At 46.5% G+C, this 26,249-nt stretch carries 25 protein-coding genes; 13 read left to right on the plus strand and 12 right to left on the minus strand.

Annotated elements, in window-relative coordinates:
* The first annotated feature begins 104 nt into the window (after window positions 1-104).
* From FEN17_RS12180 to FEN17_RS12200, 5 genes are all read left to right on the plus strand, one after another.
* Window positions 105-1,565: a nucleotidyl transferase family protein gene (locus FEN17_RS12180; protein ID WP_138365634.1), complete on the plus strand. Its 1,461-nt coding sequence runs from the start codon at window positions 105-107 to the stop codon at window positions 1,563-1,565.
* 136 nt (window positions 1,566-1,701) lie between these two features.
* A complete protein-coding gene (locus tag FEN17_RS12185; protein WP_138365635.1) occupies window positions 1,702-3,024 on the plus strand; it encodes an Nramp family divalent metal transporter in 1,323 nt (440 codons plus the stop codon).
* A gap of 137 nt (window positions 3,025-3,161) precedes the next feature.
* Window positions 3,162-4,469, plus strand: coding sequence for a Gfo/Idh/MocA family oxidoreductase (locus tag FEN17_RS12190; RefSeq protein WP_138365636.1), 1,308 nt, complete (start codon window positions 3,162-3,164; stop codon window positions 4,467-4,469).
* A gap of 70 nt (window positions 4,470-4,539) precedes the next feature.
* A complete protein-coding gene (locus tag FEN17_RS12195; protein WP_138365637.1) occupies window positions 4,540-4,872 on the plus strand; it encodes a type II toxin-antitoxin system HigB family toxin in 333 nt (110 codons plus the stop codon).
* Between the two features lie 2 nt (window positions 4,873-4,874).
* The gene (locus tag FEN17_RS12200) at window positions 4,875-5,291 is read left to right on the plus strand and encodes a helix-turn-helix domain-containing protein (protein ID WP_138365638.1); all 417 of its coding nucleotides are present in this window, start codon (window positions 4,875-4,877) and stop codon (window positions 5,289-5,291) included.
* Window positions 5,292-5,360: 69 nt separating this feature from the next.
* Here the strand turns inward: FEN17_RS12200 and accC are convergent, their stop codons facing one another.
* The 9 genes from accC to FEN17_RS12245 all read right to left on the minus strand — a co-directional run bounded on the left by accC (window position 5,361) and on the right by FEN17_RS12245 (window position 12,310).
* Window positions 5,361-6,704: an acetyl-CoA carboxylase biotin carboxylase subunit gene (gene accC / locus FEN17_RS12205; protein ID WP_138365639.1), complete on the minus strand. Its 1,344-nt coding sequence runs from the start codon at window positions 6,702-6,704 to the stop codon at window positions 5,361-5,363.
* Window positions 6,705-6,740: 36 nt separating this feature from the next.
* Complete coding sequence (gene accB, locus FEN17_RS12210; protein WP_138365640.1) at window positions 6,741-7,226, minus strand: acetyl-CoA carboxylase biotin carboxyl carrier protein; 486 nt, start codon at window positions 7,224-7,226, stop codon at window positions 6,741-6,743.
* 93 nt (window positions 7,227-7,319) lie between these two features.
* A complete protein-coding gene (gene efp / locus FEN17_RS12215; RefSeq protein ID WP_138365641.1) occupies window positions 7,320-7,886 on the minus strand; it encodes an elongation factor P in 567 nt (188 codons plus the stop codon).
* 42 nt (window positions 7,887-7,928) lie between these two features.
* Window positions 7,929-8,924 carry a beta-ketoacyl-ACP synthase III gene (locus tag FEN17_RS12220; protein ID WP_138365642.1) on the minus strand — a complete coding sequence of 332 codons (996 nt, stop codon included), beginning with the start codon at window positions 8,922-8,924 and terminating at the stop codon, window positions 7,929-7,931.
* Between the two features lie 84 nt (window positions 8,925-9,008).
* Window positions 9,009-9,947, minus strand: coding sequence for a phosphate acyltransferase PlsX (plsX, locus tag FEN17_RS12225; protein ID WP_138365643.1), 939 nt, complete (start codon window positions 9,945-9,947; stop codon window positions 9,009-9,011).
* A gap of 132 nt (window positions 9,948-10,079) precedes the next feature.
* Complete coding sequence (gene rpmF, locus FEN17_RS12230; protein ID WP_138365644.1) at window positions 10,080-10,274, minus strand: 50S ribosomal protein L32; 195 nt, start codon at window positions 10,272-10,274, stop codon at window positions 10,080-10,082.
* A 108-nt stretch (window positions 10,275-10,382) separates the two neighbouring features.
* Window positions 10,383-10,937 carry a YceD family protein gene (locus tag FEN17_RS12235; RefSeq protein WP_229208801.1) on the minus strand — a complete coding sequence of 185 codons (555 nt, stop codon included), beginning with the start codon at window positions 10,935-10,937 and terminating at the stop codon, window positions 10,383-10,385.
* Window positions 10,938-10,999: 62 nt separating this feature from the next.
* Window positions 11,000-11,632, minus strand: coding sequence for an acetyltransferase (locus tag FEN17_RS12240; protein ID WP_138365646.1), 633 nt, complete (start codon window positions 11,630-11,632; stop codon window positions 11,000-11,002).
* 33 nt (window positions 11,633-11,665) lie between these two features.
* Entirely contained in the window at window positions 11,666-12,310 is a 645-nt protein-coding gene (locus FEN17_RS12245; RefSeq protein ID WP_138365647.1) for a hypothetical protein, read from the minus strand.
* A 110-nt stretch (window positions 12,311-12,420) separates the two neighbouring features.
* On the opposite strand from FEN17_RS12245, the gene FEN17_RS12250 reads away from it, so the two are divergent.
* Window positions 12,421-13,896 carry a M61 family metallopeptidase gene (locus FEN17_RS12250; protein ID WP_138365648.1) on the plus strand — a complete coding sequence of 492 codons (1,476 nt, stop codon included), beginning with the start codon at window positions 12,421-12,423 and terminating at the stop codon, window positions 13,894-13,896.
* 3 nt (window positions 13,897-13,899) lie between these two features.
* Here FEN17_RS12250 and FEN17_RS12255 read toward each other — a convergent pair whose 3' ends face one another.
* Window positions 13,900-14,814 (minus strand): TIGR01777 family oxidoreductase, encoded by a 915-nt coding sequence (locus FEN17_RS12255; RefSeq protein ID WP_138365649.1) that lies wholly within the window; start codon window positions 14,812-14,814, stop codon window positions 13,900-13,902.
* 33 nt (window positions 14,815-14,847) lie between these two features.
* On the minus strand, window positions 14,848-15,660 hold the full coding sequence (locus tag FEN17_RS12260) for a lysophospholipid acyltransferase family protein (protein ID WP_138365650.1): 813 nt from the start codon (window positions 15,658-15,660) through the stop codon (window positions 14,848-14,850).
* A 227-nt stretch (window positions 15,661-15,887) separates the two neighbouring features.
* Between FEN17_RS12260 and FEN17_RS12265 the strand changes: the two genes are divergently transcribed.
* The 5 genes from FEN17_RS12265 to FEN17_RS12285 all read left to right on the plus strand — a co-directional run bounded on the left by FEN17_RS12265 (window position 15,888) and on the right by FEN17_RS12285 (window position 23,684).
* Window positions 15,888-17,357, plus strand: a complete 1,470-nt coding sequence (locus FEN17_RS12265) for a M48 family metalloprotease (RefSeq protein WP_138365651.1) — start codon at window positions 15,888-15,890, stop codon at window positions 17,355-17,357.
* A gap of 143 nt (window positions 17,358-17,500) precedes the next feature.
* Window positions 17,501-17,968, plus strand: a complete 468-nt coding sequence (locus FEN17_RS12270; protein ID WP_138365652.1) for a MarR family winged helix-turn-helix transcriptional regulator — start codon at window positions 17,501-17,503, stop codon at window positions 17,966-17,968.
* A 74-nt stretch (window positions 17,969-18,042) separates the two neighbouring features.
* The gene (locus FEN17_RS12275) at window positions 18,043-19,389 is read left to right on the plus strand and encodes a TolC family protein (RefSeq protein ID WP_229208802.1); all 1,347 of its coding nucleotides are present in this window, start codon (window positions 18,043-18,045) and stop codon (window positions 19,387-19,389) included.
* Window positions 19,390-19,481: 92 nt separating this feature from the next.
* Complete coding sequence (locus FEN17_RS12280; RefSeq protein WP_138365653.1) at window positions 19,482-20,531, plus strand: efflux RND transporter periplasmic adaptor subunit; 1,050 nt, start codon at window positions 19,482-19,484, stop codon at window positions 20,529-20,531.
* A 24-nt stretch (window positions 20,532-20,555) separates the two neighbouring features.
* Window positions 20,556-23,684, plus strand: a complete 3,129-nt coding sequence (locus FEN17_RS12285) for an efflux RND transporter permease subunit (protein ID WP_138365654.1) — start codon at window positions 20,556-20,558, stop codon at window positions 23,682-23,684.
* A gap of 169 nt (window positions 23,685-23,853) precedes the next feature.
* Here the strand turns inward: FEN17_RS12285 and FEN17_RS12290 are convergent, their stop codons facing one another.
* Window positions 23,854-24,096 carry a hypothetical protein gene (locus tag FEN17_RS12290; protein ID WP_138365655.1) on the minus strand — a complete coding sequence of 81 codons (243 nt, stop codon included), beginning with the start codon at window positions 24,094-24,096 and terminating at the stop codon, window positions 23,854-23,856.
* Between the two features lie 500 nt (window positions 24,097-24,596).
* Here FEN17_RS12290 and FEN17_RS12295 point away from each other — a divergent pair, with 500 nt between their 5' ends.
* Both FEN17_RS12295 and FEN17_RS12300 read left to right on the plus strand, forming a co-directional pair.
* Complete coding sequence (locus FEN17_RS12295; RefSeq protein WP_138365656.1) at window positions 24,597-24,974, plus strand: hypothetical protein; 378 nt, start codon at window positions 24,597-24,599, stop codon at window positions 24,972-24,974.
* A 312-nt stretch (window positions 24,975-25,286) separates the two neighbouring features.
* Window positions 25,287-26,036 (plus strand): hypothetical protein, encoded by a 750-nt coding sequence (locus FEN17_RS12300; RefSeq protein WP_138365657.1) that lies wholly within the window; start codon window positions 25,287-25,289, stop codon window positions 26,034-26,036.
* The last annotated feature ends 213 nt before the right edge of the window (window positions 26,037-26,249 follow it).

Consider the following 26,249-nt stretch of genomic DNA (forward strand, 5'->3'; position numbering starts at 1 on the left):
AGAACTTTTCCATTCTCATGCCACAAGACTATTAAATGTAATGATATGGTCGTGTATTTTTCCTATATTTACAAGTATAGCGTTTCATATTACCTATTAAAGTTATGTACGAAAAGAACCTTGGTACAAAACAAAAAGCACTGAGAATTAACCTGGATCGGCGGATTTACGGTTCTTTCGCTGAAATCGGGGCTGGTCAGGAAACAGCAGCTTATTTTTTTAAGGCAGGCGGGGCGTCGGGAACGGTTGCGAAAACGATGTCTGCCTATGATATGACATTCAGTGACGCGATTTACGGGACGGAAGAGGGCGGCAGGTATGTGGTGGAATCGCGGCTGATGAAAATGCTCAACCGGGAATATAACCTGGTCGAAAAACGACTTTCGGAAAAACGCGGCGAAGACAGTCAGTTCTTTGCTTTCGCGAATACAGTAGTAGCACTCAACTTTCAGAAAACCAACGAATCACACGGCTGGATAGGCCTGCAGTTCCAGCTCACGCCGATGGGGCCGACCAATTACGTCGTGATCCACGTGCGGATGCGGGACGATGAGAATATTTTGCAGCAGCAGGCACTGGGCATCATTGGGGTGAACCTGATGTACGGCTGTTTTTTTTATTACAAATCACCTGAAATCCTGCTGCTTTCGCTGATGGACGACCTGACGACGGATCGTATCGAAATCGATATGGTACGTTTCAGCGGGCCAGATTTTTCGAGGGTGGACAACCGGCTAATGAGCCTTCGTCTGGTGAAAAATGGGTTTACAGATGCGGCGCTGTTCGGTAGCGATGGGGGCGTGCTGCAACCTTCGGAGGCCTTATACAAAAAGCATATCCTCATGATGAGAGGCCGTCTGCGGCCGATCACGAATGTGCATATTGACCTGATCAGCAATGGTACGAAGCAATTTCTGGCCGAGCCGGATGTCGACGAATCGAAAGTGGTGCTGATTTCGGAACTTACATTGCATAACCTCAAAGCGGGCGACCGCGACATTGACGAAAAGGATTTTCTCGACCGCGTCGATATTCTTTGCTCGCTGGGCCACATGGTAATGATCTCGAATCACCATGAATATTATAAGCTCGTGTCATTCTTGTCGAGGCTTACCAAATTAAAGGCAGGGTTGCTGCTGGGAAGTCCGAGTTTGCAGGATATTTTTGAAGAAAAACATTATGAATTTCTTCCGGGAGGTATCCTGGAATCTTTCGCAACATTGTTTAGCAGGAAGGTTAAGTTGTTCATTTACCCTACATTACAACCCGACGGTTCGGTTTACAGCTGCGAGAATTTTGTGGTACCCGATCATTTGCGGCCTTTGTTCCAGTATCTGATTATTAATGATAAAATCGAGGATATCCGGAATTATAACAAAGAGCGGATGCACATTACCACCGATTTTGTTTTGGAAAAAATAAAACGTGGCGAGCCTGGCTGGGAAGAACTCGTGCCGGAAAACGTGGCAAAAATCATCAAGGAAAAGTCACTTTTCGGACTGCCCAGCGAAGATAATTATGCGGATACGGTGACGCAGATTCATCAGGCTGTTGGGAATTTATAAGGTTTTTATGCCACGAATACACCGCAGCGGCGGCCGCGAATCAACCACGAATACATTCGTGCATCATTCGTGTATTCGTGGCATTAATAAAGAGTAATCGGAAAACAAATTTGACTTTGGACATTAAAAATATTAAATGTCCAAGATACTTTCTCCTCCCAAAACCTTCTCGGGCAGACTTCGTTATCTCGGGCCCGGCTTTATACTTTCGGCTGCCATCGTCGGATCCGGCGAACTCATCGCAACCACCGCATTAGGCGCCAAAGCAGGTTTCGTCATGTTCTGGCTGATCATTCTGAGCTGTCTGGCGAAAGTGGCGCTTCAATTGGAATTCGGGAAAAACGCCATTTACACCGGCACATTCATCATGCATAACTTCAATAAGCTGCCTGGGCTCCGGCTCGGCAAAGCGCATTGGAGTATCTGGCTGTGGCTATCGCTGCAGGGATTGAAGCTTTTGCAGGTTGGTGGGATCGTGGGTGGGGTTGCTATTGTGTTAAGTATGGCGATTCCGGCGATACCAGTAAATGTGTGGGCAATCATTGCGGTATTGCTCACTTCATTTCTCGTGTATCGCGGCAACTACGGACCAATTGAAAAAGGTGCGCTGGTGATGATCATCCTGTTCACCGCGGTTATCCTGATTTCGCTCATTTTACTTCAAGGCACGCGATACGCCATCCACTGGCCGCAGATCGAAGAGGGCTTAAAGTTCACATTACCAGCCAGTATGGTAGCGATGGGCTTCGGGGCTTTCGGGATCACCGGCGTAGGTGGCGACGAAATCATGTACTACAATTATTGGTGTATTGAAAAAGGCTACGCCGCCTACACCGGCCCAAATGACGGCAGCACGGAGTGGACGGAGCGGGCCAAAGGCTGGTTTAAGGTCATGTATCTCGATGCGGTTTTATCGATGGTGGTTTATACCGCGGTGACCGCAGCATTTTACCTGCTGGGCGCGGCGGTGCTGCACAGCGGCGGCAATGTGCCCGAAGGGTACGAAATGATCGATGTGCTTTCGCGGATATTTACCGAGACATTGGGTCCCTGGGCCAAAAACCTCTTTTTGGTCGGCGCATTTTTTGTTTTGTACTCAACACTTTTTACGGCAGCGGCCAGCTGGGCGAGGGTTTGGGCAGATGCATTCGGGCAGTTAGGCTGGATGAAATTCAATACTTCGGAGGAGCAGCGAAAAACGATCGGCATACTTTCCTGGGCTTTGCCGGGCATCTGGTGCGTGCTGTTTTTATTCATGCAGTCGCCGGTCCAGATGGTGATTTTGGGCGGAATTGCCACTTCCATACTCTTATTGCTGGTCGTCTACGTCTCACTGGTATTCCGATATCGCGAACTGCCCCAGATGTTGAGGCCATCGGTGATTTACGACATCTTTTTCTGGATCAGCGTCATTTCGATTTTAACCGTGAGCGGCTACGGCGTCATACAAATTCTGTGACCGGGTATAGTCCGAATGAGGATTTCAACAGTATTTTTTAATAAGTAACCGATAGGGTATGCAACCTTAAATGTCGTCTAACCGATTGCATGCAAGAACATTACCTTACTTGTTTTGCGATTCTAAACCTTATACTCATGGAAAAACCAAACGAAGTTTCAAGAAGGGACTTTATCAAAAATTCGACCGGTGCTGCCGTGGCACTTTCTATTCCGAGCATTATTCCGGCCAGCGCTTTCGGCGCGAATGACAAAGTGCGTGTGGCGGTATTGGGTGTAAATGGCCGCGGCCAGTCGCACATTTCCGGTTTTAATAATCTGGCTAACGTGGAAGTCGCCACATTCTGCGACCCGGATAACAACATTCTGCAAACCCGGGCAAAGGAATTCGAAACGAAAACCGGCAAGAAAGTAAAGACCGAAAATGATCTTCGGAAGGTTTTTGACGACAAATCCATCGACGCGGTAAGTATCGCGACGCCCAACCACTGGCACGCACTGGCGACCATCTGGGCTTGTCAGGCCGGTAAAGATGTGTATGTGGAAAAGCCAGGTTCGCACAATTTGCATGAAGGCCGCAAAATGATCGAGGCGGCAAATAAATATAAAAGAGTGGTGCAGCACGGCGTGCAACTACGCAGCTCGGAAGCATTAAAGGAAGCTGTAAAACATTTGCGCGACGGACTAATCGGTAATGTGTACATGGCGCGCGGCCTGGTCTATAAATGGCGCCCGGACATCGGCGATAGAGGTACGGAAGCAGTACCGGCAGGTTTGAATTACGATATTTGGACTGGCCCGGCCGAAATGAAGCCATTCTCAAAAAACTACGTGCATTATGACTGGCACTGGCACTGGAACTACGGAAATGGCGATATCGGCAACCAGGGAATCCACGAAACCGATATGTGTATGTGGGGCTTGGGCGTCGAAAGTTTCCCGGAAAAAATCACTTCGTCAGGCGGTAAATTCCTGTGGAATGATGCGAAGGAAACGCCGGAGGTGCTGAGTTCTTCATTTGTTTATCCAAAAGAAAAAAAGATCATTGAATTTGAAGTCCGTCCGTGGATGACTAATGATGAAGGCGGCATGGGTATCGGAAACATCTTTTACGGCTCTGAGGGCTACATGGTCGTAAAAGGCTACGACTTCTACGAAACATTCCTGGGCAAAGAAAAGAAACCCGGCCCCACCAGAAAAGCTGGCGGCGACCACTTCAAAAATTTCATCGACGCAGTAGTAGCACGCGATCCAAAATTGTTGAATGGACCCGTCGAAACAGCGCACTTATCATCCGGCCTGGCACATTTGGGTAACATTGCTTACCGAACTGGACGAGCATTGACATTCGACCCGAAAGCGGAGAAATTTGTTGGGGATGATGAGGCTAACAAGATGCTGACGAGAAAATACCGGTCGCCTTATTCGTTGCCTGGGGTTGTTTGATTATTCTTAAAAATCTAAATTGTAGAAAGTTCTCTTCATGAGAACTTTTTTTATATTTACACACTTACTTATGAGAGTCCATCTGATTAAGAAGCAAAGTGTCAATGACTTTGTAAGAGCGCATACTAGAAGTAAAACTTCCTTTGAAGATTGGCTTGAAAGATTGAAATGGGCGGATTGGCAATCGCCGGAAGATATTAGGGACACATTTTCCACGGCTGATTTTCTGGGAAATGGATCTCGACGTGCGGTGTTTGATATTGGTGGAAACAATTATCGGGTGATTTGCAAGTATGTGTTCGGCTCAAATAATGTGCGCTTGTATGTATGTTGGATTGGCACCCATGCCGAATACACCACTTTGTGCAGACGGGGGCTTCAATATTCGATTAATCAATTTTAAAGATGGAAGTTTTGAAATATAAGGTTATTAAGACGAGAGAGCAGTATGATGAATATTGCAGGGAATTGGAGAGGCTCGACGATTTCGAGGATGCAAGTCAATTTGTGGATGAAATTGAGCTTTTGACGCTGCTAATTGAAACCTATGATGCACAGCAAGAAACTTTACCAAATTATGATCCGGTTGAAATGCTCCAATCTTTAATGGCTGATCATCAGCTAAAAGCGCGTGACATTGCCGGTATTTTAAATACAAGTAAGGGTTACGTTTCTGAAATCCTGCATTATAAAAAAGGCATGTCAAAAGAAGTCATTCGTAAACTTTCTGAACATTTTAAAGTGAGACAGGAAGCCTTTAATCGGCATTATAAATTAATGTCTGACTATCCTGACATTTCCGAGGAAGCAATATTGGGATAATCAAGAAAACCAAAAACGCCCTGCAAACATCTCGTTTACAGGGCATTTTTCATTATATCAAACCAAAAGTCAGAGCGTCGAGAAATCGAATGTTTCCAAATATTTGGTTGTGAAGTTTCCTGATTTGAAGCTGGGATCGTCCATGAGTTTGATGTGGAAAGGGATCGTGGTTTTGATTCCTTCTATCACAAATTCCTGTAAAGCACGCTTCATGCGGGTAATCACTTCTTCGCGAGACTGTCCGCTGACGATCAGCTTCGCAATCATTGAGTCATAGTTTGGTGGGATGGTGTAGCCGCTGTAAACGTGGCTATCGATCCGTACACCATGGCCGCCTGGGAAATGCAGATTAGTGATCTTACCAGGAGCCGGGCGGAAATTGTTGGCCGGGTCCTCAGCATTGATCCTGCATTCCATCGCATACAATTTCGGCGTATAATTCTGGCCTGAAATCGGCTCGCCGGCAGCCACTTTGATCTGCTCTTTAATCAAATCAAAATCTGTAACCTCTTCTGTGATAGGATGCTCTACCTGAATCCGGGTGTTCATTTCCATGAAGAAGAAATCGCCGTGCTTGTCGACCAAAAATTCAATGGTACCCGCACCTTCGTATCCGATGGCCTGCGCGCCTTTGATGGCAGCCGCACCCATTTTCTCGCGAAGTTCCGGCGTAATGATCGGTGAAGGTGTTTCTTCTACCAGTTTCTGATGCCGGCGCTGGATGGAGCAATCGCGCTCGGATAAGTGGCAAACTTTACCAAACTGATCTCCGATAATCTGGATTTCAATGTGGCGGGGCTCTTCTACAAATTTTTCAAGATATAAGCCGTCGTTGCCAAATGCCGCAGCAGATTCTGTACGGGCATCGTTCCAGGCTTTTTCAAATTCGTCGGGCTTGTTGATAATCCGCATTCCGCGGCCACCACCACCCGCAGTAGCTTTTACGATCACCGGATATCCGATTCCCTCAGCAAGTCTTTTTCCTTGCTCAATGGATTCAAGCAGACCTTCTGAACCAGGTACAACCGGTACGCCGGCAGCGATCATGGTCGCTTTCGCAGTGGCTTTATCGCCCATTCCGTTGATCTGCGTGGCAGTGGCACCAATAAATTTGATACCATAATCAGCGCAAATCTGTGAGAATTCAGCGTTTTCGGACAAAAAGCCGTAACCCGGATGAATAGCGTCGGCGCCGGTTACTTCGGCAGCGGAAATGATGCTCTGAATGCTGAGGTATGACTGGCGGCTGGGCGGAGGACCGATGCACACCGCTTCGTCGGCAAATCTTACATGAAGGCTGTCCCGATCAGCTGTTGAGTACACCGCAACAGTCTTAATGCCCATTTCGCGACAGGTCCTGATAACACGCAAGGCGATTTCGCCCCGGTTCGCAATGAGTATCTTTTTAAACATGAAAATCAATTTAGTTTAATAAACCGGCCTTTTGGATCAGGCTGGCTCCACGAGGAACAACGGCTGGTCGAACTCCACAGGCGTAGCATTTTCAACCAGTACTTTCACGATTTTACCCGAGATTTCAGATTCGATCTCGTTGAAAAGTTTCATTGCTTCGATCACGCAAACGACTTTACCCGGCTTGATCTCGTCGCCGATGCTCACAAAAGATGGCGTTTCGGGACTTGATGCACGATAAAATGTTCCGATCATCGGGGATTTAATGGTAATCAGGTTTTGCGTGGCAGACTGGCTGGAAGCAACTGCCTCTGACGGAGCCGACTGGGTAACCGCCGTGGTAGGTACCGCTGGTGCAAAAGATGGGGCTGGCGTAGCCGGGGCCGTAGAAACGCTGGCCACAGCAGGCGCGGAGCCGTAACGTTTTACTTTTATTTTTAAATCTGTCGTTTCAATATTGACTTCATCAAGACCGGATTGGGCAATGAAATCGATCAGCTTCTGGATTTCTCTGGTTTCCATTTATTGTAATTTAAACTGTGTTGACTGACCCAATATGCGGCTCAGTTATAAGTATTTGAGAAAGATCATTTACCTCTCACAGAAAACAAATAATTATGATTTTACTCTTTCAACGTAATCGTAAGTGCGGGTATCGACTTTGATTTTCTGGCCTTCCTCGATAAACAAAGGAACCATAATTCTCGCGCCAGTCTCTACTTCGATTGCTTTTTTGGGCGAGTTGGCCGTATCACCTTTCAAACCTGGTTCTGAATAAGTTACTTCCAGTTCAACAAAAGGGGGCAATTCGCAAAGCAATGCTGCGTCAGTTTCAGTATTGATCAGGATCTCCACTTCCTGGCCTTCTTTCATCAGATCCGCATTGGTTACCAGTTTTTCGTCGATCAAAACCTGGTCAAAAGTTTCGGCATTCATGAAATTATAGCCGACTTCGTCTTTGTATAAATATTGGAATTTATGTCTTTCGACGCGTACAGGGGTGATTCCTGCGCCGGAAGAGAAAGTATTGTCCAGTACTTTCCCGGAAGTCAGGCTTTTCAGCTTGGTACGCACAAATGCATTACCTTTTCCTGGTTTAACGTGCTGAAATTCAATTACCTGAAACAGATCATGGTTGAAATTGATTACCAGTCCGTTACGCAAATCTGCAGTAGTTGCCATTTTGTGTCAATAAAATTAAATGAAAGCTTTTCAAATCACTTACTAGGCCTGGTACCCCCATTTAAGGTAGATGGAGCCCCAGGTAAATCCTCCCCCGAAAGCGGCCAGGATCAGATTGTCGCCTTTTTTGAGTTGTGATTCGTAATCCCACAAACATAGCGGGATGGTTGCTGCTGTTGTATTACCGTATTTTTGAATGTTTACCATCACCTTTTCCATCCCCACGCCCATGCGGTTGGCAGTGGCTTCGATTATGCGGCGATTGGCCTGATGCGGTACCAGCCACGAAACATTGTCGCCGGTCAGGCCATTTCTGCCCATGATTTCGGCAGCCACATCGGCCATATTGGTAACCGCGAACTTGAACACCTGCGCGCCGTCCTGGTACACAAAATGTTGTCTGTTATCTACCGTTTCGCGGGTGGGAGGGTATCTGCTTCCGCCGGCTTTCTGGTTGAGATAAGGATACCCCGCGCCGTCGGATTTAATGATGGAGTCAATGATTCCGTTTCCTTCGGTATCCGGTTCCAGCAAAACTGCGCCGGCTCCGTCGCCAAAAAGAATGCAGGTTTTGCGGTCGGTATAATCGACGATCGCTGACATTTTATCGGAACCGACAACAATCACCTTTTTATATTTTCCAGTCTCAATAAACTGGGAACCCAATGTCAATGCATATAAAAATCCGGAGCACGCAGCCTGGATATCAAAGCTACCGACATTCCGGATGCCGACCATATCGCAAATCAAATTTGCGGTGCAGGGAAAAACAAAGTCGGGTGTAGTGGTAGCACAAATCAGCAAATCAATTTCTCCGGGCGACGTATTGGTTTTGGCAAGCAAACCTTTTACAGCTTCGGCACCCATGTGTGAACTCCCCAGACCTTCCCCTTTCAAAATACGCCTTTCTTTAATACCGGTACGACTTACGATCCACTCATCGTTTGTCGCAACCATTGTTTCCAATTCGGCATTTGTCAAAATATATTCAGGCACATACCCTTGTATTCCTGTTATGGAGGCTCTTATTTGGGTCATGATAAATTAACTATTCAAAATCCGAATAGGTTTTGGTAAAAAAAGACAGTATCAGCTTTATACATGTGGTTGTCTGTATCCGGATCAATTCAATGCTTGCGCAATATGTAAATATGCCTTGGATTTTACTTGTTTATAAGCCCAGCCGATCATGTTCTTGATTGCCAGGGGAGAAGAAATGCCATGCGCGATCATCACATTGCCGTTCACACCTATGATGGAGCTTCCCCCTATTGATTCGTAGTTGGTCTGATCAATAAAATCGTCCTGGAAACCTCGCTTTTTCGAGATTTCGTAAAGCGATTCTCCGAGCTTGAACAGGATATTACCTGTAAAACCGTCGGTTACGATCACATCGGCCTTATTGGTAAAGAGGTCTTTACCTTCAATATTACCGATAAAATTGATTTTCTTATTTTGTTTGAGAAGAGGAAATGTAGCCTGGGAGGTGAGGGAGCCTTTTTGTTCTTCCTCGCCGATATTCATGAGGGCTACACGGGGACGTTCGATCTGGAACGTGTATTGGGCAAAAATGGAACCGATTTCGCCAAATTGCGCCAGTACCTCGGGTTTGCAATCGGCATTGGCGCCAATATCCAGCATAATCGAATAACCGCCGCCGACCTGTGGTACAAATCCCGCAATGGCAGGCCTCAGGATTCCTTCAATCGCCTTAATGCTGAAAAGTGCTCCTACATGCATGGCACCGGTATTTCCGGCACTACAAAAAATATCAACTTCCTTTTCTTTAAGCAGCTTAAAACCAACACCGATACTGGAATTTGGTTTTTGGGACAGGGCTTTTGTAGGATGCTCCCCCATCTCAATAACATCTTCTGCGTGAACGACGTCAACATTAGTAGGCGTGAAATGATGCTGGTTGAATATGTCCCAAATCGCACTTTCACGGCCAATCAAAACGATTCTCGCCTCCGATGGTAGTTCAGAAGAAGCCTGAATGACCCCTTCAACAATTGCCTGTGGAGCTAAATCTCCCCCCATAGCATCTACCGCAATTTTCATTTACACGCTGTTATTTTAGACTAATAAGTTGGAAATCGAAGGTGTAAATTTAGCAGATGTGCCGCAGTAAAAAAGAATTTCGCAACAACTTTTATAGGGCTGCTGCGAAATTGATATCTTCATTGACTGATTTTAAACGGTTTTGGTGTAGTTCTCAACTACCACTTTTCCCCGGTAAACCAAGTTTCCTTCATGAATGTGAGCGCGGTGTAACTGGTGGATTTCTCCGGTTGAAGAATCTGTACCAAGCTGCTTTCCGGTAAGGAAGTCATGCGCTCTGCGTGTATCGCGACGAGTAGAAGAATGTCTCCGCTTAGGATGTGCCATGATGCTTTATGTCTATTTGTTTATGTATTGCTTTTTTGTCTTAGCCGTCGGCTGAAGCCGACGGTAAACGATCTATTTTTCATTCTCCGTCGGTTTTAACCGACGGTTTTATTCGCCTTTCAATTTTTTCAATGCCTCCCACCTGGGGTCTACTTTTTCTTCTTCCTCGGTTTCAGGATCTTCCATGTCAGCCGAAGAATAAACTAATACGCCGTCTTCTTCACCCTCTTCCAGTTCCACTTCGTCTTCCTCGCTGCGCAGATCCGGGTGGATCTTTTTCACTGGAAGTGATAGCGCGATGAAATCGAAAATGTACCGGGCTATGTTGATTCTGTGCGTATTCCTGTTGATGATCTCGATCTCGTCTGTCAGCTCTTCGTCGTGGTCCCCGAATTTCAGAATGATCCTTTCATCGGAGTCAAACGGTTCTTCGAAGGGTTCAAGGCTGCGGTCACAAGTCAGCGTAACACTTCCGATGGTGTGGAAATTGAGCTGGATCATGGTGGCCGACTTGTTCAAAACAACATGCGTTTTGAAATGTCCCTGCTCGATCAGGTCCTGCTCTAATTCCTGAAAAAATGCGTCGCCGGATTCCATGTCATAGTCATACTGTTTGTCTTCCAAACCGTAAATGTCTATGTTATATTTACTTAGCTCTTTCACTTTTTCTGTCAAAAGGACTGCAAAAGTAATGGTTACAGTTTAATAAAAAAACAAAGGAGGAATTAAATCTTCTTCGCAGGGTTACCAAAATACGTCGCTCCGGCTGGCACATTCTCCACCACGACAGAACCCGCGCCGATGCGGGCGTTTTTGCCAACCTGTATGCCGGCCACGATAATCGCCCCCGAACCTATAAAAACACCATCATTCAGCCGCACGCGATCATTGATAACAGCGCCTGCTCCGATGGTCACGAAATCGCCGATCTCAGCCGAAGTATCGATAACCGCAGCAGTTTGCACCAGACAATGATGGCCGATTTTAGAACCTGCACCGATCGTCGTCCGGGCGCCGATAAAGTTGCCGTGACCAATCGAGGCGATATCGGAAACCACCGCGCTGTCGTGAATCGCATTGACGGGCATCGCTTTGTATTCATCGGACAACATTTCGACGATCCGCTCTCTCACCGATTTTTCACCGATAGCCACGAAAACTTCACATTTGGAGCCGATAATGCTGAGATAACTCGTGTCGTCCGTATGCCCGAGCACACTTACCTCACCGAATTCTTTGCCTTGCAGCTCCGTATGATCGTCCAGAAAACCATAAACGAGCACATTATTTCTTCTGAAAATATCAAGCGCCTGCAATCCCAGATCGCCTGCGCCAAAAATTAAAACCGGATTTTCCATGATGGTATATTTAAGTTTAATAAGGTATCATTTTTACAAAAATGTTACCCGGAACACAAACGGGCTTCCATAAGGTGAAAGGTTCTGCCCGCTATATTTATCGATCTGATTATTGTAATTCAAATTATATAATGCTGTGAAATGCACGGCTTTAATGAATTTTCCGCCGATCGGCGTGGAGTAGGAGGCCCCGACCAAAGGAGAGCCGAGCCACTGACGTTTCTGGTAAGATCCCTCCACATTCATCGACTCAAACTCGGCGATGACATTCACCACCGGAAAGATCTGGTACATCATAAAAGCTCTGCCGCCATAATAAGCCGTATTGATATCGTAATATTTATATCTGAAATACATCAATGTTGGTCCCACACCTGCCACCAACTTTTCGGTGAGTTCGTAACCAGCCATCGGCGAAAGATTAATATTGGTAACGGTCCCGAAACTCAGCCCGAAACTTCCACCCAGCCTGATACGCTCCTTAAAGGGCCGCTGGCTGAAATCTACATCACTTTTTTGCGCTTCCGGCTTTTTATATTCCACTGGCGGCACCTCTTTTTCTACCGGTTTTTCCTTGCCGATCGAGTCGGGACGGTAGTAATCGTCCTGCGCCAGGAGTGGCAGACTAGCCAGTATCGTGAGCAGGAAAATGCAGGATAGGAGGATTTTGCTTTTCATCTTAAAATCATTTATTTTATATAATGGTAACTAGTAACGCAGGATTCGCGGATTTTGGTTTACCTGCCTTCTATTGCTCAAAAGCTCCTCTAAATACCTGTTGACGACGTATGCATTATCACATTTCGGTATCAGATCCTCAGTCCCGCCTTTTAGAAATTACTTACAACATTCCCGAAATCAGCAGCGACTTTATCGAAGTTCAGCTGCCAGCGTGGAGACCAGGACGATACGAAATTCAAAACTTCGCCAAAAATATTCAATTTATCGAAGCGATTTCGGAGGGAAACCAGAAAGTGCCGCTTCATAAGGTAACCAAAGACCGCTGGCGCGTTGGAACCGCTGGTCTCAGCGAGGTAAGCATCCGATACACATATTACGCTAATATCCAGAATGCGGGCAGCAGCTACATTGACAGCGAGTTATGGTACCTCAATTTCATCAACTTCTGCATGTACACCGAAGGCCGCATCCAGGAGCCTTATACCATTCGCCTGGATTTGCCGGAGGGTTACCAGATCGCCTGCGGGCTGCCTTCGAGCGGATTGAATACACTTTCGGCGAGGGATTTTTATCAATTGGTAGATAGTCCGCTGCTGGCTTCGCAATCACTTCAAAAATGCGAATATCATGTCCGAGGGGTACATTTCAAGATCTGGATGCATGGAAACCTGAAACCCAACTGGCGGCGGATCGAGCGGGATTTCAGAAGGTTTTCGCGGGAGCAGATTGCAATGATGCAGGAGTTTCCTGAAAAAGATTACCATTTTCTAAACCTGATTTTACCCACTGCATTCTACCACGGCGTGGAGCACCAGAATTCCACGATGATCGTGCTGGGGCCTGATGATGAGGGCGAAGGTCTATACGCCGATTTGCTGGGCGTAAGTTCACACGAGCTTTTTCATACCTGGAACATTATCCGCATTCGCCCGAAAGAGCTCCTGCCTTATGATTTTACCAAAGAAAATTACTTCCGCACCTGCTTTGTGGCCGAAGGCTGCACCACTTATTACGGAGATCTTTTCCTGAAACGCGCCGGGGTTTTCAGTCACGATACCTATATAAAGGAATTGCAGGTGTACATGAAGCGGCATTTTGAAACCGCTGCTTATGCCACGCAATCCCTGGCTGATTCTTCTTTTGATCTCTGGCTTGATGGTTACGAAAAAGGTATCCCGAACCGTAAAGTCTCGGTGTACCATAAAGGTGCGCTGGCGGCACTGATCCTCGATTTGTACCTCAGAAAGAAAACCAATCACGCACATTCTCTGGACGATGTGATGCGGCTGCTCTGGGTGCGTTTTGGAAAACCGTTTATTGGTTATACGCTCGAAGATTACATTCAAATTGTAGAAGAAGTGGCGGGTGAATCGCTGGAATGGTACTGGCATGACTGCATTTTTACCGCAGAGCCGCTCGAAAACAGGCTGAATGAAGCGCTGGCTTTTGTAGGTCTACAAATGTCGACTTTCAGTAATGGAAACATTCAGCTGAATGTGCTGGATGATTTCAAAGCCAAATTGCAGCGCGATAAGTGGCTGTCGACTTCGCAGGTTTTAAGCATTGAGGAAGAGGAGGAATAGTTATCAGTTTTCTTGTAACTCTTTCCTGACTGCGGCTTCAATGTTGGGAAATGTGTATTTGAAAGATGTTTTCGAGATCCGCTCATTAATAAGGTAGCTACTTCCGATTACCACATTCGCCATTTCTCCGAAAACCAATTTTAACGCAAATGCCGGAACATTAGGGAGCCACTGGGGTTTGCCGAGGGCTTTGCAGATTTGTTTGGTCAGTTCTTCATTGGTGACCGGATTTGGTGCCACCGCATTGTAAGCGCCTGTCCAGCTTTCATCTTCCAGCGCCGCGACGTACATGCTGCAAATATCTTCCATGTGAATCCAGGGTATCCACTGATTTCCCGATCCCAGCGGGGCGCCGAAGCCTAATCTAGCAGGAGCGGCCATTCTCGGCAGTGCGCCACCTTCTTTATCCAGCACTACGCCGGTCCTCAATTTTACAGTCCTAACGCCCATTTCCGCAATTTGATCAGCGGCTTTTTCCCACTCAACTGTCACGTATGATAAAAAATCGTTGCCGGGCGGGGAGGATTCTGTATGTTTTACATCGCCGGTATCTTCGCCATAATAGCTGCTACCGGAGGCGGATACAAATGCCGCCGGTTTAATACCTTTCACTTTTAATTGATTGGTCAAAAATGTGATCGTATCTACCCGGCTGGAAAGGATGAGCTTTTTTTGTTTTTCAGTCCACTTTCCTTCGGCTACACCTTCGCCTGCCAGGTGGATCAGAAAATGCAGATTGTCGAGCGCGCCTTCTTCGAGGTATCCTTTTTGAATGTCCCACTCAAAAACCTGAACAGACGGAATGCTCTTTTTTTGTCGGCTCAGATAAGCTACTTCATATCCTTTTTCCAAAAGAATTTTAGTCAAATGCTTTCCGATTACGCCGGTACCGCCGGTGATCAATACTTTTTTACCCATAGTATATATGTTGAAAAAAGCATACCATGAAAGTTAATTTACAACTGCGCTACCATCGCTGGGTGCTTCCTGCTCGATGGCTTTGGTGATGCGCTGCACCATACTTTCGACGGATTCATCGGGGAGGAAATGCATGGGAGGCTTAAAATAGACGGTTAGTTTGGTATTCCGCTTTTTGAAACGTAACCCTTTTTTATCAAATGCCCGGCGGAAACCATTGATTACCACCGGAATTACAATCGGATTGTGTTCTTTGATTAAATGCGCGGTGCCTTTCCTCACCGGCGCGTATGGTTTGGTGGTACCCTGCGGAAAGCTTACCACCCACCCATGCCCGAGCCCCAGCCCAATGCGGTCCTGCGCGGAATTGTCCAGCTCTCTTTTTACATTCTCCCCATTTGCCCTCCACGATCTTTCGATGGTGATCGCGCCGCCCATGCTGAACAGTTTTGGCAGAATACCTTCCTTCATGGTTTCCGCCGCCGCAACATAATAGCACCGTGCACGCGGGGAAAACAGGTAAAAAGGAGGTGAAAGCGTATCCTTGTAGCCCCATTTGGCAGCGCAAAAAATATGGAAAAAGGCGATGACGTCGGCGAAGTAAGTCTGGTGATTGGATAAAAACAGCACGCCGCTGTCGGGCAATTCTAGGAGCTGCTCGCCGCCGATAATGTTGATTTTGTTGACCGCCGTGTAGCGATAATAGGTAAACCAGCCTAAAATGAAAATCAGTACCCTTTTGATAAACAGGAAGTTGCCGAAAGGATCCTTTTCAAAAAGCCCAAAAACATCAAACCGGATCAGCCAGGAAGGGAGCAGACTATATGTGGTCTTTTTCGGGTTCATAGGGCATGTAAAGTATGGCGCATAAAGCTTCGGTTTTGCTTGGAATGTTTTTGGACAACTTCTGTACCAATCGATGGTAATTTATAGATTACAGCAGATAATGTAAAAATTAATTGAAATCCACGTTTGCCTTCCATGAGGTGATTTGGCATGATTCTTTGCATAAATCCGTTACTAAAACTAGATTTGAACAACTCCGTAGTCCAACCGCATTTTACAAAAAACGTATGAAAGTGAAATTTCAGAATCACATTCTGACAGGCCTTGTCGCAATCAGTTTGTTGACAGGGTGTTCCAAAAATCCTGTCACCGGCAAGAAGGAAATCATATTCATGTCCAAGGAAAAAGAGATTGCCCTTGGTGCCGAATCACACCCCGGAATCGTCGCTACGATGGGTATTTACGACGATAAGAGCCTGAATGCCTTCATTAACGAGAAAGGAAAAGCGATGGCCAACATCTCGCACCGGCCCGATTTGCCGTACCAATTTTTCATTGTGGACTCGCCGGTAGTCAACGCTTTTGCTGTGCCTGGCGGTTACGTATATTTCACAAGGGGCATTATGGCACATTTCAATAATGAGGCAGAATTCGCCGGCGTTTTGGGTCACGAAATCGGGCACATTACGGCACGGCACTCGGCACGTCAGCAGACTTCACAGATTTTCGGTCAGGTAGGTTTGCTTGCCGGGATGGTACTTTCCGAAACGGTGCGCGGTCTGGCCGACCAGACGCAGCAGGCACTGGGGCTCCTACTTTTAAGTTATAGCCGCGAGCATGAAACCGAATCAGATAAAATTGGCGTGGAGTATTCAAGCAAGATTGGCTACGATGCTCATCAAATGGCGGATTTCTTTGGCACATTAAAAAAGATTAGCGACAAAAGCGGCCAGTCTATCCCAACATTCCAGTCCACCCACCCAGATCCGGGCGGACGGCAATCAAAAGTTGAAAAGTGGGCTACGGAATATCAGACCGCGCATCCTGCAAAATATAATGTAAACCGCGACACTTATTTACGCAAAATCGACGGCATTATATATGGTACAGATCCCAAGCAGGGTTTTGTTGAAAACAATGTCTTTTATCACCCAACATTAAGGTTCCAACTTCCGGTACCGAGCGGCTGGCAATATGAAAACTCCCCGGCTCAATTCCAGATGGCAGCAAAAGACGGTAAGTCTATGATGCTCTTTATGCTGGCGCCGGGCAAATCTTTGGAAGAAGCCGCACAGACGGTTGTTAAAAATTACAGTCTGCAGGTTTCTGAAAATAACAAGACGACCATCAATGGTAACCCGGCGATTGTCATGATTTCGACGCAGGCTGCACAAACCCAAACCGGCCAGCCGGCAGCAGCGACAGCCAATTCTATCCAGGTAGCAACCTGGCTGATCCAGTACGGCGGCAGCATTTACGCGATTCATGGCATAGCACAGGCATCTAACTTTGGAGGCAGTGTGGGTCAGTTTAAATCGGTGGCCGAGGGTTTCAAATCGGTTTCCGATCCCAACATTATCAACCGCCAGCCTGACCGCATCCGCATCAAAACGGTTCAGCGCGACGGATCTTTGAGAGATGCTTTGCGCGACAGCAACCAATCGGACAAGCAAATGGACGATCTGGCGATTATCAATGGTATGTCGCTTTCAGATAAGGTGACAAAGGGAATGCTGATCAAGACACTGAGTAAGTAATAAGCTCTTTCTTTAGTCATTTAAACCCAGGATTCAGGTCCTGGGTTTTTTTGTAACCGCCTATCCCTGAATTTTCTCCACTTACAAAACTTTTCTTTTGAACATTTGGTTGATATGTCAACGCAAATTACTTTTGTAACAACATGGATGCAGGAATTAACAAGTGGGAAAACCTTCGGGAAGAGATGAAGAACTCTTTGCAGTTCAAATTAGGCTCGGTTACCAAAGTTGTTTTCAAAAAAATGAATGCGCAACTCATCAGTGAGGGGATTCCGGTACTGGCCGAGCAGCTGCCTATCCTGATGGTTGTATATTTCCAGGTTAATGCCATGACGCAGCAGGACATTGCCAATGTGTTGCAAAAGGATAAAGCAGGAATTCAGCGATCTGTGCAGACTTTGCACAAAGATGGTTTCCTGAAAATCGAAAGTGACATGGAGGACAAAAGAAAGAATATGGTTTCACTTACACCAAGCGGAAAGTTTGTCTGTGAACGTATCCAAACATTAGCCATCGCATTTAATAACCAGATCATGGAGCATTTCTCTGAGGAAGAGAGAAAGACTTTTATCGGCTTTCTCGACAGGGTGCTCACCGTCATTGAAAAATAAAATTTTTTGAAATAATAGTTGATATATCACCAGTAGAGGTATCAACTATCTAAAAGATTAGCCACAATAATTACATGAAAAATCCAATGAATCTGAAACAAATATGGGTGATGCTCGCTGCGGTGCTCATAGCTCAGGCAGCGTCGGCCCAGACGACGCGGCTTACGCTGAGAGATTGTATCGCCTACGGTGTCAAGAACAACAGCAATGTGAAAATTGCGCAGTATCAGGAAGGAGTTGCCAACCAGCAGTCGCGCGAGGCGCTTTCTTACTATTTGCCGCAGGTAGCAGGTAATGGTGCGCTGGACGATAACCTCAAATTGCAGTCGACGGTTTTGCCGGGTGCATTGTTTGGCGGGGAAGATAGGCGGGTGGCGCTGGGTACCAAGTATACCACCAACGTTTCGGCACAAGCCGATCAGGTGATTTTTGACCAGCAGCTCCTGGCCGGTATCAAAGCCAACAAGCCTAACATTGCCAATGCCGAGCTGAACTCGAAAAAGACGCAGGAGACGATCATTTATAACATTGCAAATGCTTATTATCAGGTATTTGTGACGAATGCACAGATCGATCTTTTGAAAGATAACCTTGAAAAAACGAACCGTATCCTCCAAACATTACAACTGCAACTGGACAATGGCGTGATCAAAAAAGTGGATTACGACCGTACGAAGGTGAGTTTGAACAACATTCAATCGCAGCTGACATTGGCAGAAAGTAACCTGATTCTGGCAAACAACCAGCTGAAATTCCAGATGGGTATGCCGCTCTCGGAGCAGCTGGAACTGACGGATAATCCTCTGGACAAACCATTTAAGCTGATGGACCCGGGAAAGTTTGATGCCTCGAACCTGACGGATTTTCGCATCCAGAATGTGAATATGGAATTGCAGCAGATTGAAAAAGAGCGTATTAAGGCAGGTTATCTTCCCAAAGTTTCGGTCTACGGCCGCTACGGTATGCAGGCGCTGGGAAGTCATTTGGGTGAGTCCTGGGGAAACTGGTTCAGTTACGGTGCTGTGGGACTGAAATTGACCATTCCGATTTTCGATAGTTTCCGACGCGATGCCCAGTACAAGCAGGCTGATCTCAATTTATTAACCCAAAAAGAACAGCTGAAACTAAACACCCAGAATTACGAATTACAAAACCACAATGCTACCACACAGCTGCAAAAAGCGAAGCTGAACCTGGCAAACGACGAGGCGAATGTGACGCTGGCAAAGGAAGTGTATGATGTGACAACCCTCCAATACCGTGAAGGTACCATCCCGCTTTCAGACCTGCTGAATGCTGAAACCTCCTACAAAGAAGCGCAAAGCAACTACATCAACTCCATGCTGAGCTACTACCAGGCGCAACTGGGCATCGAGCAGTCGCAAGGCACATTAAACGATTTTTATACAGCACTTCCGTAAAAGGTCATTAATAGTCATTAAGTCATTAGTAGTCAATAAAAATTATCATTCATCGCCCGGCGGCCCGGTCAGTCATTCAAAATTGAAAAGTCATGAAACGAAAAATAATCATAGCCAGCTCTATCCTCGTCATCGGCCTGCTCATCGGCTTCCGGCTGGTTGCTAATAAGTCCAAACTGGACGAGAAGAAAAAAATGCCTGATACCAAGAATGTTACCATTCCGGTGACGGCCGCGACGGTGAAAGAAGGCAGCACGGACCAGCAGCTGGTCAAAACCGGAAGTCTGATCCCATTTAAAGAAGCCGAAATCATGGCAACTTCTGCCGGTAAGGTGCTTTCGGTGAAATATGAGCTTGGAACTTACGTAAATCAGGGAGCCACATTGGTGAAAGTGGATAGTAAGCTGAAAGAACTCTCGCTGCAAGCCACTGAGCTGAATATCAACAAGCTGAAAAAAGATTCGGAGAGGTATACAAAGCTTCTGGCAGGAAATGCAGCCACCGAAGTACAGGTAAATGATACCAAATACAACTACGAAAATGCCTTGAATCAGGCTGAGCAGATCAAGCAGCAAATTAGTGACGCGTCGATCCAGGCACCGATCAGCGGCCGGATTGTGAAAAAGAACATTGAGCCAGGTGAATTTGTGAATGTAGGTACTTCGCTCGGTACCGTACTGGATGTTTCGCGGCTGAAAGTGCAGGTGATGGTGGGTGAAAATGATGTGTATAAATTGAAAGAAGGCCAGCATGTACAAGTTGCCGCGGACATTAATCCTAATAAAATCGATGGTGTGATTTCCTATATCGCGCCGCAGGGTGACGAATCGCACAATTATCCGGTGGAGATTGTGATCAAAAATGCCGGTCAGCTTCGTGCAGGGACATTTGTTTCGGTGTCATTTCTTCAAAAAACAAGTCAGCAATCCCTGCTGATCCCGCGCAGCGCATTGGTGGAAAGTATCCGAAATCCTTATGTATATGTGGTTGAAAACAATGTGGCCAAGCAGCGCAAAATAGAAGTTGGACGTGAATTGGGCAGTAACATTGAGGTGTTAAGTGGCTTGAAATCAGGCGAAACAGTGATCACAACCGGTCAGATCAACCTGAGCGATGGTGCTGCGGTGAATGTCACAAAATAATTTTCATCAGGAAACTACAAGATTATGTCAATCACAGAGGTAGCCGTAAAAAGACCGCTCTTCATCACCGTAGTATTCGTAGTATTGATACTCTTCGGTTTGATCAGCTATAACCAGTTGTCTTACAATTTGTTGCCAAAATTCGAGGCCAATGTTGTAAGCGTCATGACAACCTACCGCGGCGCTGCGGCGGATGAGGTTGAAACCAATGTTACCAAACATATCGAGGACGCGGTTTCTGCGATCGAAGGTTTGGACCAGATCAATTCCACTTCGCAGGAAGGCGTTTCGTCGGTGATTATTCAGCTGAAACAAGGCGTGAGCGTCGATTTGGCGCAGCAGGAAGCCCAGCGCAAGGTAGAGCAGGTGATTTCTCTTTTACCTGACGACGCCGACCGCCCGGTGATCAATAAATTCTCGACCGACGAAATTCCGGTTTTGAGAATGGGTGTTACTGCCAATTTATCGCCATCTGCATTATATGATTTGCTCGACGATAAACTAAAACCGCAGCTTTCGAACGTGCCGGGAGTAGGGCAGGTGACCATTATCGGTGGTACCGAGCGTCAGATTCAGGTAAATGTGAGCCAGGAAAAACTGAAAGGTTACCGGCTCTCGATCGGGCAGGTAGCACAGGCAGTAAACGCTGCAAATACTTCATACCCAGCGGGTCAGGTAAAAACGCAGGACGATCAGCTGTCGATCCGCTTTGATGCGAAACTGACTACGGTGGAGAATTTGAGAAATATTATTATCGGTCGCTCGCAAACTGGCGGACAGATTTTTCTGAAAGATGTGGCCGAGGTAGTTGACGGGATCGCCGATGCAACTGCCGTGAACCACATTAATGGCCGGCCTTCGGTTGCGGTGCAAATTCAGAAACAATCCGACGCTAATGCAGTGGATGTAAGTAAGTTGACCCGAGAAAGGCTGACTATACTTGAAAAGCAATATGCGGCCCAGGATTTGAAATTCAACATTGCTTCCGACCAGTCGATTTATACGTTGGCTTCTGCGGACGCGGTGGTTTTTGACCTGGGACTGGCGGTTCTGATCGTGTCCGTGGTGATGCTGCTTTTCCTGCACAGTTTCCGAAGCTCGATGTTTATTCTTGTCGCGCTGCCTTCTTCGATGATCCCGACATTCATTCTGATGAGTTTGCTCGGATTTTCGCTGAATTTGATGACGCTGATGGCGCTTTCGCTCGTGGTCGGTATCCTCGTGGATGACTCGATTGTGGTCTTGGAAAACATTAACCGCCACATGGAAATGGGCAAAGCCAAGCGGCAGGCTGCGCTGGACGGTCGGAGCGAAATTGGGTTTACCGCGCTGGCTATCACCTTGGTAGACGTCGTGGTATTCGTTCCGCTGGCTTTGACCTCAGGTTTGATCGGTAACATTCTGAGGGAATTCTCGCTCGTGGTCGTTTTCTCAACATTGATGAGCTTGTTCGTATCCTTCACATTGACGCCGCTGCTAGCTTCGCGTTTTGGTAAAATCGAAGTTTTAAGTAAAAACAGCCTCTGGGGCCGCTTGAACATTGCTTTTGAAAATTTTCTGGATCGGATCAAAGACGAGTACGGTCGCATCCTGACCTGGATTTTGGGTCACAAAAGATACATTTTCATTCTTTCGCTGATGCTGATCGTAGGTTCCATCGCACTGGTACCGGGTGGATTTATCGGAGCGGCATTCATGCAGCAAAGCGACCGCGGCGAGCTGAATATTTCACTCGAACTCGCGCCGACGGTTTCGGTATATCAAAGTAACCAGGTTTCTCAGCGTGTCGAAAAGTTGCTTTTGAGCAAAAAAGAGGTGACCAAGGTATTTACCAATGTGGGTTACAGCAATACCGGTCTTGGAAATACGTCAAGCAGCAACATTTCAAATTTGACGGTGCAACTGGTTGATAAAAAGGACAGAACGATTTCTTCGGAAGATTTCGGGATTGAAATACAAAAAGAAATTTTGCAGATACCGGGCGTGAAAGTGACCGTTTCGCCGACTTCGATTACGGGTAATGCCAACCAGGCGCCGATCCAGGTGGCGATTAAGGGGACCGATATGAATGTGATCCGGAAAACTGCGGCGCAGGTGAAGGACATTGTAGCGTCGATCCCTGGAACTCAGAATGTTGATTACTCCGTGGATGATCCGAAACCGGAAGTAGGCGTGACGCTCGACCGTGAAAGAATGGCTGAGCTGGGTATCAATGCAACCGAAGTAGGTACTGCGCTGCAAACCGCATTCCGTGGTGACGATCGCTCGAAATTTAAGCAAAATGGTCGCGAATATGACATTATGATCAGCCTCGACCAGTTCGACCGCTCAAAAGCCGACGATATCCGCCACCTGACATTTGTAAATAACCAGGGCCAAACATTCGAGCTGGCGCAATTTGCGACCATCCGGGAAGGTATGGGCGAAAGCGTCCTGCAAAGAATCGACAGGTTGTCTTCGATCACGATCAACTCGCAGGTAGTAGGTCGTCCGTCGGGTTCTATCGGTGCCGACATTCAGGCAAAAATGGCCACTGTGAAGTTGCCTGAGGGTATTTTCATCGAATACCGTGGTGATTTGAAAAACCAGGCTGATGCATTTGGAAGTCTGGGCGTAGCGCTGATCCTGGGTATCGTGCTGATTTATCTTATCATGGTGGCGCTTTACGAAAGTACCATTTATCCTTTCGTGGTTTTGTTCTCGATCCCGGTAGCATTGGTCGGCGCACTGACGGCATTGGCTTTGACGATGGAAAGTTTGACGATTTTCTCGATTGTCGGTATGATCATGCTCCTCGGTCTGGTCGCTAAAAACGCGATTCTGATCGTCGATTTTACGAATCAGCTAAAAGAAGAAGGCCACGCTTTGAAAGATGCATTGATCGAAGCCGGCAAAGAACGTCTCCGCCCGATCCTGATGACGACCATCGCGATGATCGCCGGTATGCTCCCCATCGCCCTCGCCTCCGGCGACGGTGCCGAAATCAAAAATGGTATGGCATGGGTGATTATTGGTGGTCTTACAAGCTCACTTTTACTGACAATTTTCTTGGTTCCGAGTGTGTATTACGTGGTGGATCGGATCAAAGAACGATTTGCGAAACGTTCACAAAAGAAAAAAGCCAAAAAAGAAGAATTGCTTCTGGAAGCGTAATATTCTGTAAATCTTCCTCTTAAAAAACAAAAATCCCCCGGAAGGGGATTTTTGTTTTTTGGATCAATTTCAATCAACTCAAATCATTTGACTCACACAAGATCGTTCCAGATCATTCTGAATCCCTTGCCGTCGGCTTAAGCCGACGGGAAAAGAAAAAAATGGATTCTTAAGCAGCTTTTAATGCTGCCATTTTTTCACAGAAGAAAACAAGGTCCCGGAAAGTGTAAAAGATGTCGAGTTTCCGCGGATTGTGGCCGGTTTGTTGCTCATACAATTCGAAACTGCTGTACATTTCCCAAAGATGCTCTGCCATTTGGGAAGGCGTGTTGAGCTCAAAGAGCTGCTGGATTTGCTCGGCAAAAGCCTCGCACTTCGAGTCCGTAGACTCGGGAGAGTGTGTTTTGTTCATTGTATTGTTGTTTTTAGGATTAATAAAGCCCTGTCTAAGGTGTCCTAATGCACACAATACGAGGCATCCGGGGGCTTTCGCCGGATCCGCACCATAACAGGGCAGTTCGTCTAAGAGTTTTCATTGGTATTGTGTTTATAGGAATTCGAAAATTCGGGAAGTGGGAGGAGAAAAGCAAATCGGGGATTGGCATTGGTCACGTAAAAGTGACCTCTGGATAAATGATAGGGGATAAATCAGAACCCAGGGGGGCTTTTTACTTATTTCGAGAAACTTAATCTGGCAGTATGGGACTTAATTGGATTCCGATGCGGAAACCTAAAAACGGATTTGAAAGACGTTTTGAAGAAATATATTTTGTGCTTACCGGAAAGGAGAAAGCAAAGAAGCCTGGACGGTTCGGAAAATTACTGGGTCGTCGGGTTTTAAGTGGAGAAGAGCTTCGAAATGAATGGAATAACATTTAAGATTCTCCTCTCGACATAATAGGAGCTCCCATCGTGGGAAGGGATAAGGTTGCGGACGATTGGCTTTGGTTAAAATATGATTCGCTTGCGGCTTGGCCTAAAATTTCAAAAAGTGACTTTCAAAGGGAATATCATGGATACTATGTTCTCGAACTTGCAACTGAATTTGATGGGTTATCCGTGTATTTATCCGGAGTTGAGGAAATCAATGTGTTTCGAGCGCAGTTTTTAAAAGATACTGAGGACCTTATAGGTACAGACCTATTTGAGTTGGCTTGGGAAACACAATTCGCTTCTCAGGCTTTGATTTATGCCGAAAGGGTTTCAAAGGTGGCGGATAAAATCGCTGATAAGAACAATTTGCTGCATTTAAAGACTCAAAGATTACCCCCCAACTTCACCGGAGGATAGCCTTGCAAGCAAAATTCACATTCTTTACTCCGCCGCAAGGTGGCTCAACTTTTACGCGAGCCGCGGGCATGGATATGAGGCGGATTATTAATGCTGGGACTGCAAACCTGCCCAAACCGCTTATCGTACTTATTCGTCCCCGTCCCTAGCAAATACTCCTGTACCAAAAGTACTATTTGCAAATCACCCACTTCCCGCAACCGTAAAATAAACCACCCCCGCCAGATGCTCGTTTCTAGGCATTTATAGCAGACGACAAACTTCTTTTGTAGCCCAAAATAAAAACAATGTTTAACTACAAAAGCTAGAAAAATGAAATTAGTACAAATGTGGTCAGTTGGCCTGAGCCTGGCCTGTGGAATGATAGTAAGCAGCTGCTCGAAAGAAGATATTCAAACGCCGCAACCGGAGGAGAAAAGTGTTAATGCAAATTCAAGTCTTAGGCAAATTAATGCAGTATTGTCAGCTGCACCTTCGTTCCCGTCTACAAACGGTCCAGTGGGATGGAATGTTTACCCGGCAAATTGGAAGCGCGGAGAAAATGAATCGTTGGATATGGCGGCTTTGCCGACAGGAACTTCTACTCTGACGCACCAGTGGGGGGATACGAAATTCCCCTGGGCTAAGCCGCTGACAGCCAATGTTTTTGTGCCGGGAAATGCCACGATCCTTACAGCAACCACACAATTTTCCCCCAATTCGCCGCAGGGAGAACGGTCGGCTGTGACAACCAAGATCAAGTATCTGAAACCTGGTAAGAAATACGCGATCATTTTTAATGTGTCTACTACGCTCGGCGATCTGCGGCCCGGAGCGGTTTCCGCCGCGTACTCGAAAGGAATAGAGATAGCCAAATATGCTTCGGGGGCTGACTTTGGCTTTGCCAACAGCGACTATGTCGACTTTGCGGGAAAAGAAGGCCAGTGGATTTCAAAAACGATCATATTCACGGCGATCTCCCAGGATGTGCAGTTTACCTTCGCACCCAAGTTGGCTGGAAAAGGTGAATATTCCTGGGTCAATATTTATGTCGATAAAACTTCGATTAAAGAGCTCAACTAGGCCGATTTTTGGACCATTTAAATGCTTGAAATGTCGCCCAGGGCTCCCGGGCGGCATTTTTTGTTTTTAAAAAGCCAAGTCTGAATTCTTAGGTAATGCCTGCGATTTAAAAATGGATTATCCAGCGGTATATCTCAATGAATGATCGGCGTTATCAGCTTCTCTACTAAAAAACCAAACCCCTCCGCGCAGCATATCGTACTTATTCGCATC

Origin of the sequence: Dyadobacter luticola, from assembly GCF_005860805.1 — a bacterium.
GTDB classification, from domain to species: Bacteria; Bacteroidota; Bacteroidia; order Cytophagales; family Spirosomataceae; genus Dyadobacter; species Dyadobacter luticola.

Bases quoted from the DNA above. Each gene is read 5' to 3' on its own strand.
- FEN17_RS12180 (WP_138365634.1), top strand. From the start codon at position 105: ATGTACGAAAAGAACCTTGGTACAAAACAAAAAGCACTGAGAATTAAC.
- FEN17_RS12185 (WP_138365635.1), top strand. From the start codon at position 1,702: ATGTCCAAGATACTTTCTCCTCCCAAAACCTTCTCGGGCAGACTTCGT.
- FEN17_RS12190 (WP_138365636.1), top strand. From the start codon at position 3,162: ATGGAAAAACCAAACGAAGTTTCAAGAAGGGACTTTATCAAAAATTCG.
- FEN17_RS12195 (WP_138365637.1), top strand. From the start codon at position 4,540: ATGAGAGTCCATCTGATTAAGAAGCAAAGTGTCAATGACTTTGTAAGA.
- FEN17_RS12200 (WP_138365638.1), top strand. From the start codon at position 4,875: ATGGAAGTTTTGAAATATAAGGTTATTAAGACGAGAGAGCAGTATGAT.
- accC (WP_138365639.1), bottom strand. From the start codon at position 6,704: ATGTTTAAAAAGATACTCATTGCGAACCGGGGCGAAATCGCCTTGCGT.
- accB (WP_138365640.1), bottom strand. From the start codon at position 7,226: ATGGAAACCAGAGAAATCCAGAAGCTGATCGATTTCATTGCCCAATCC.
- efp (WP_138365641.1), bottom strand. From the start codon at position 7,886: ATGGCAACTACTGCAGATTTGCGTAACGGACTGGTAATCAATTTCAAC.
- FEN17_RS12220 (WP_138365642.1), bottom strand. From the start codon at position 8,924: ATGACCCAAATAAGAGCCTCCATAACAGGAATACAAGGGTATGTGCCT.
- plsX (WP_138365643.1), bottom strand. From the start codon at position 9,947: ATGAAAATTGCGGTAGATGCTATGGGGGGAGATTTAGCTCCACAGGCA.
- rpmF (WP_138365644.1), bottom strand. From the start codon at position 10,274: ATGGCACATCCTAAGCGGAGACATTCTTCTACTCGTCGCGATACACGC.
- FEN17_RS12240 (WP_138365646.1), bottom strand. From the start codon at position 11,632: ATGGAAAATCCGGTTTTAATTTTTGGCGCAGGCGATCTGGGATTGCAG.
- FEN17_RS12245 (WP_138365647.1), bottom strand. From the start codon at position 12,310: ATGAAAAGCAAAATCCTCCTATCCTGCATTTTCCTGCTCACGATACTG.
- FEN17_RS12250 (WP_138365648.1), top strand. From the start codon at position 12,421: ATGCATTATCACATTTCGGTATCAGATCCTCAGTCCCGCCTTTTAGAA.
- FEN17_RS12255 (WP_138365649.1), bottom strand. From the start codon at position 14,814: ATGGGTAAAAAAGTATTGATCACCGGCGGTACCGGCGTAATCGGAAAG.
- FEN17_RS12260 (WP_138365650.1), bottom strand. From the start codon at position 15,660: ATGAACCCGAAAAAGACCACATATAGTCTGCTCCCTTCCTGGCTGATC.
- FEN17_RS12265 (WP_138365651.1), top strand. From the start codon at position 15,888: ATGAAAGTGAAATTTCAGAATCACATTCTGACAGGCCTTGTCGCAATC.
- FEN17_RS12270 (WP_138365652.1), top strand. From the start codon at position 17,501: ATGGATGCAGGAATTAACAAGTGGGAAAACCTTCGGGAAGAGATGAAG.
- FEN17_RS12275 (WP_229208802.1), top strand. From the start codon at position 18,043: ATGAAAAATCCAATGAATCTGAAACAAATATGGGTGATGCTCGCTGCG.
- FEN17_RS12280 (WP_138365653.1), top strand. From the start codon at position 19,482: ATGAAACGAAAAATAATCATAGCCAGCTCTATCCTCGTCATCGGCCTG.
- FEN17_RS12285 (WP_138365654.1), top strand. From the start codon at position 20,556: ATGTCAATCACAGAGGTAGCCGTAAAAAGACCGCTCTTCATCACCGTA.
- FEN17_RS12290 (WP_138365655.1), bottom strand. From the start codon at position 24,096: ATGAACAAAACACACTCTCCCGAGTCTACGGACTCGAAGTGCGAGGCT.
- FEN17_RS12300 (WP_138365657.1), top strand. From the start codon at position 25,287: ATGAAATTAGTACAAATGTGGTCAGTTGGCCTGAGCCTGGCCTGTGGA.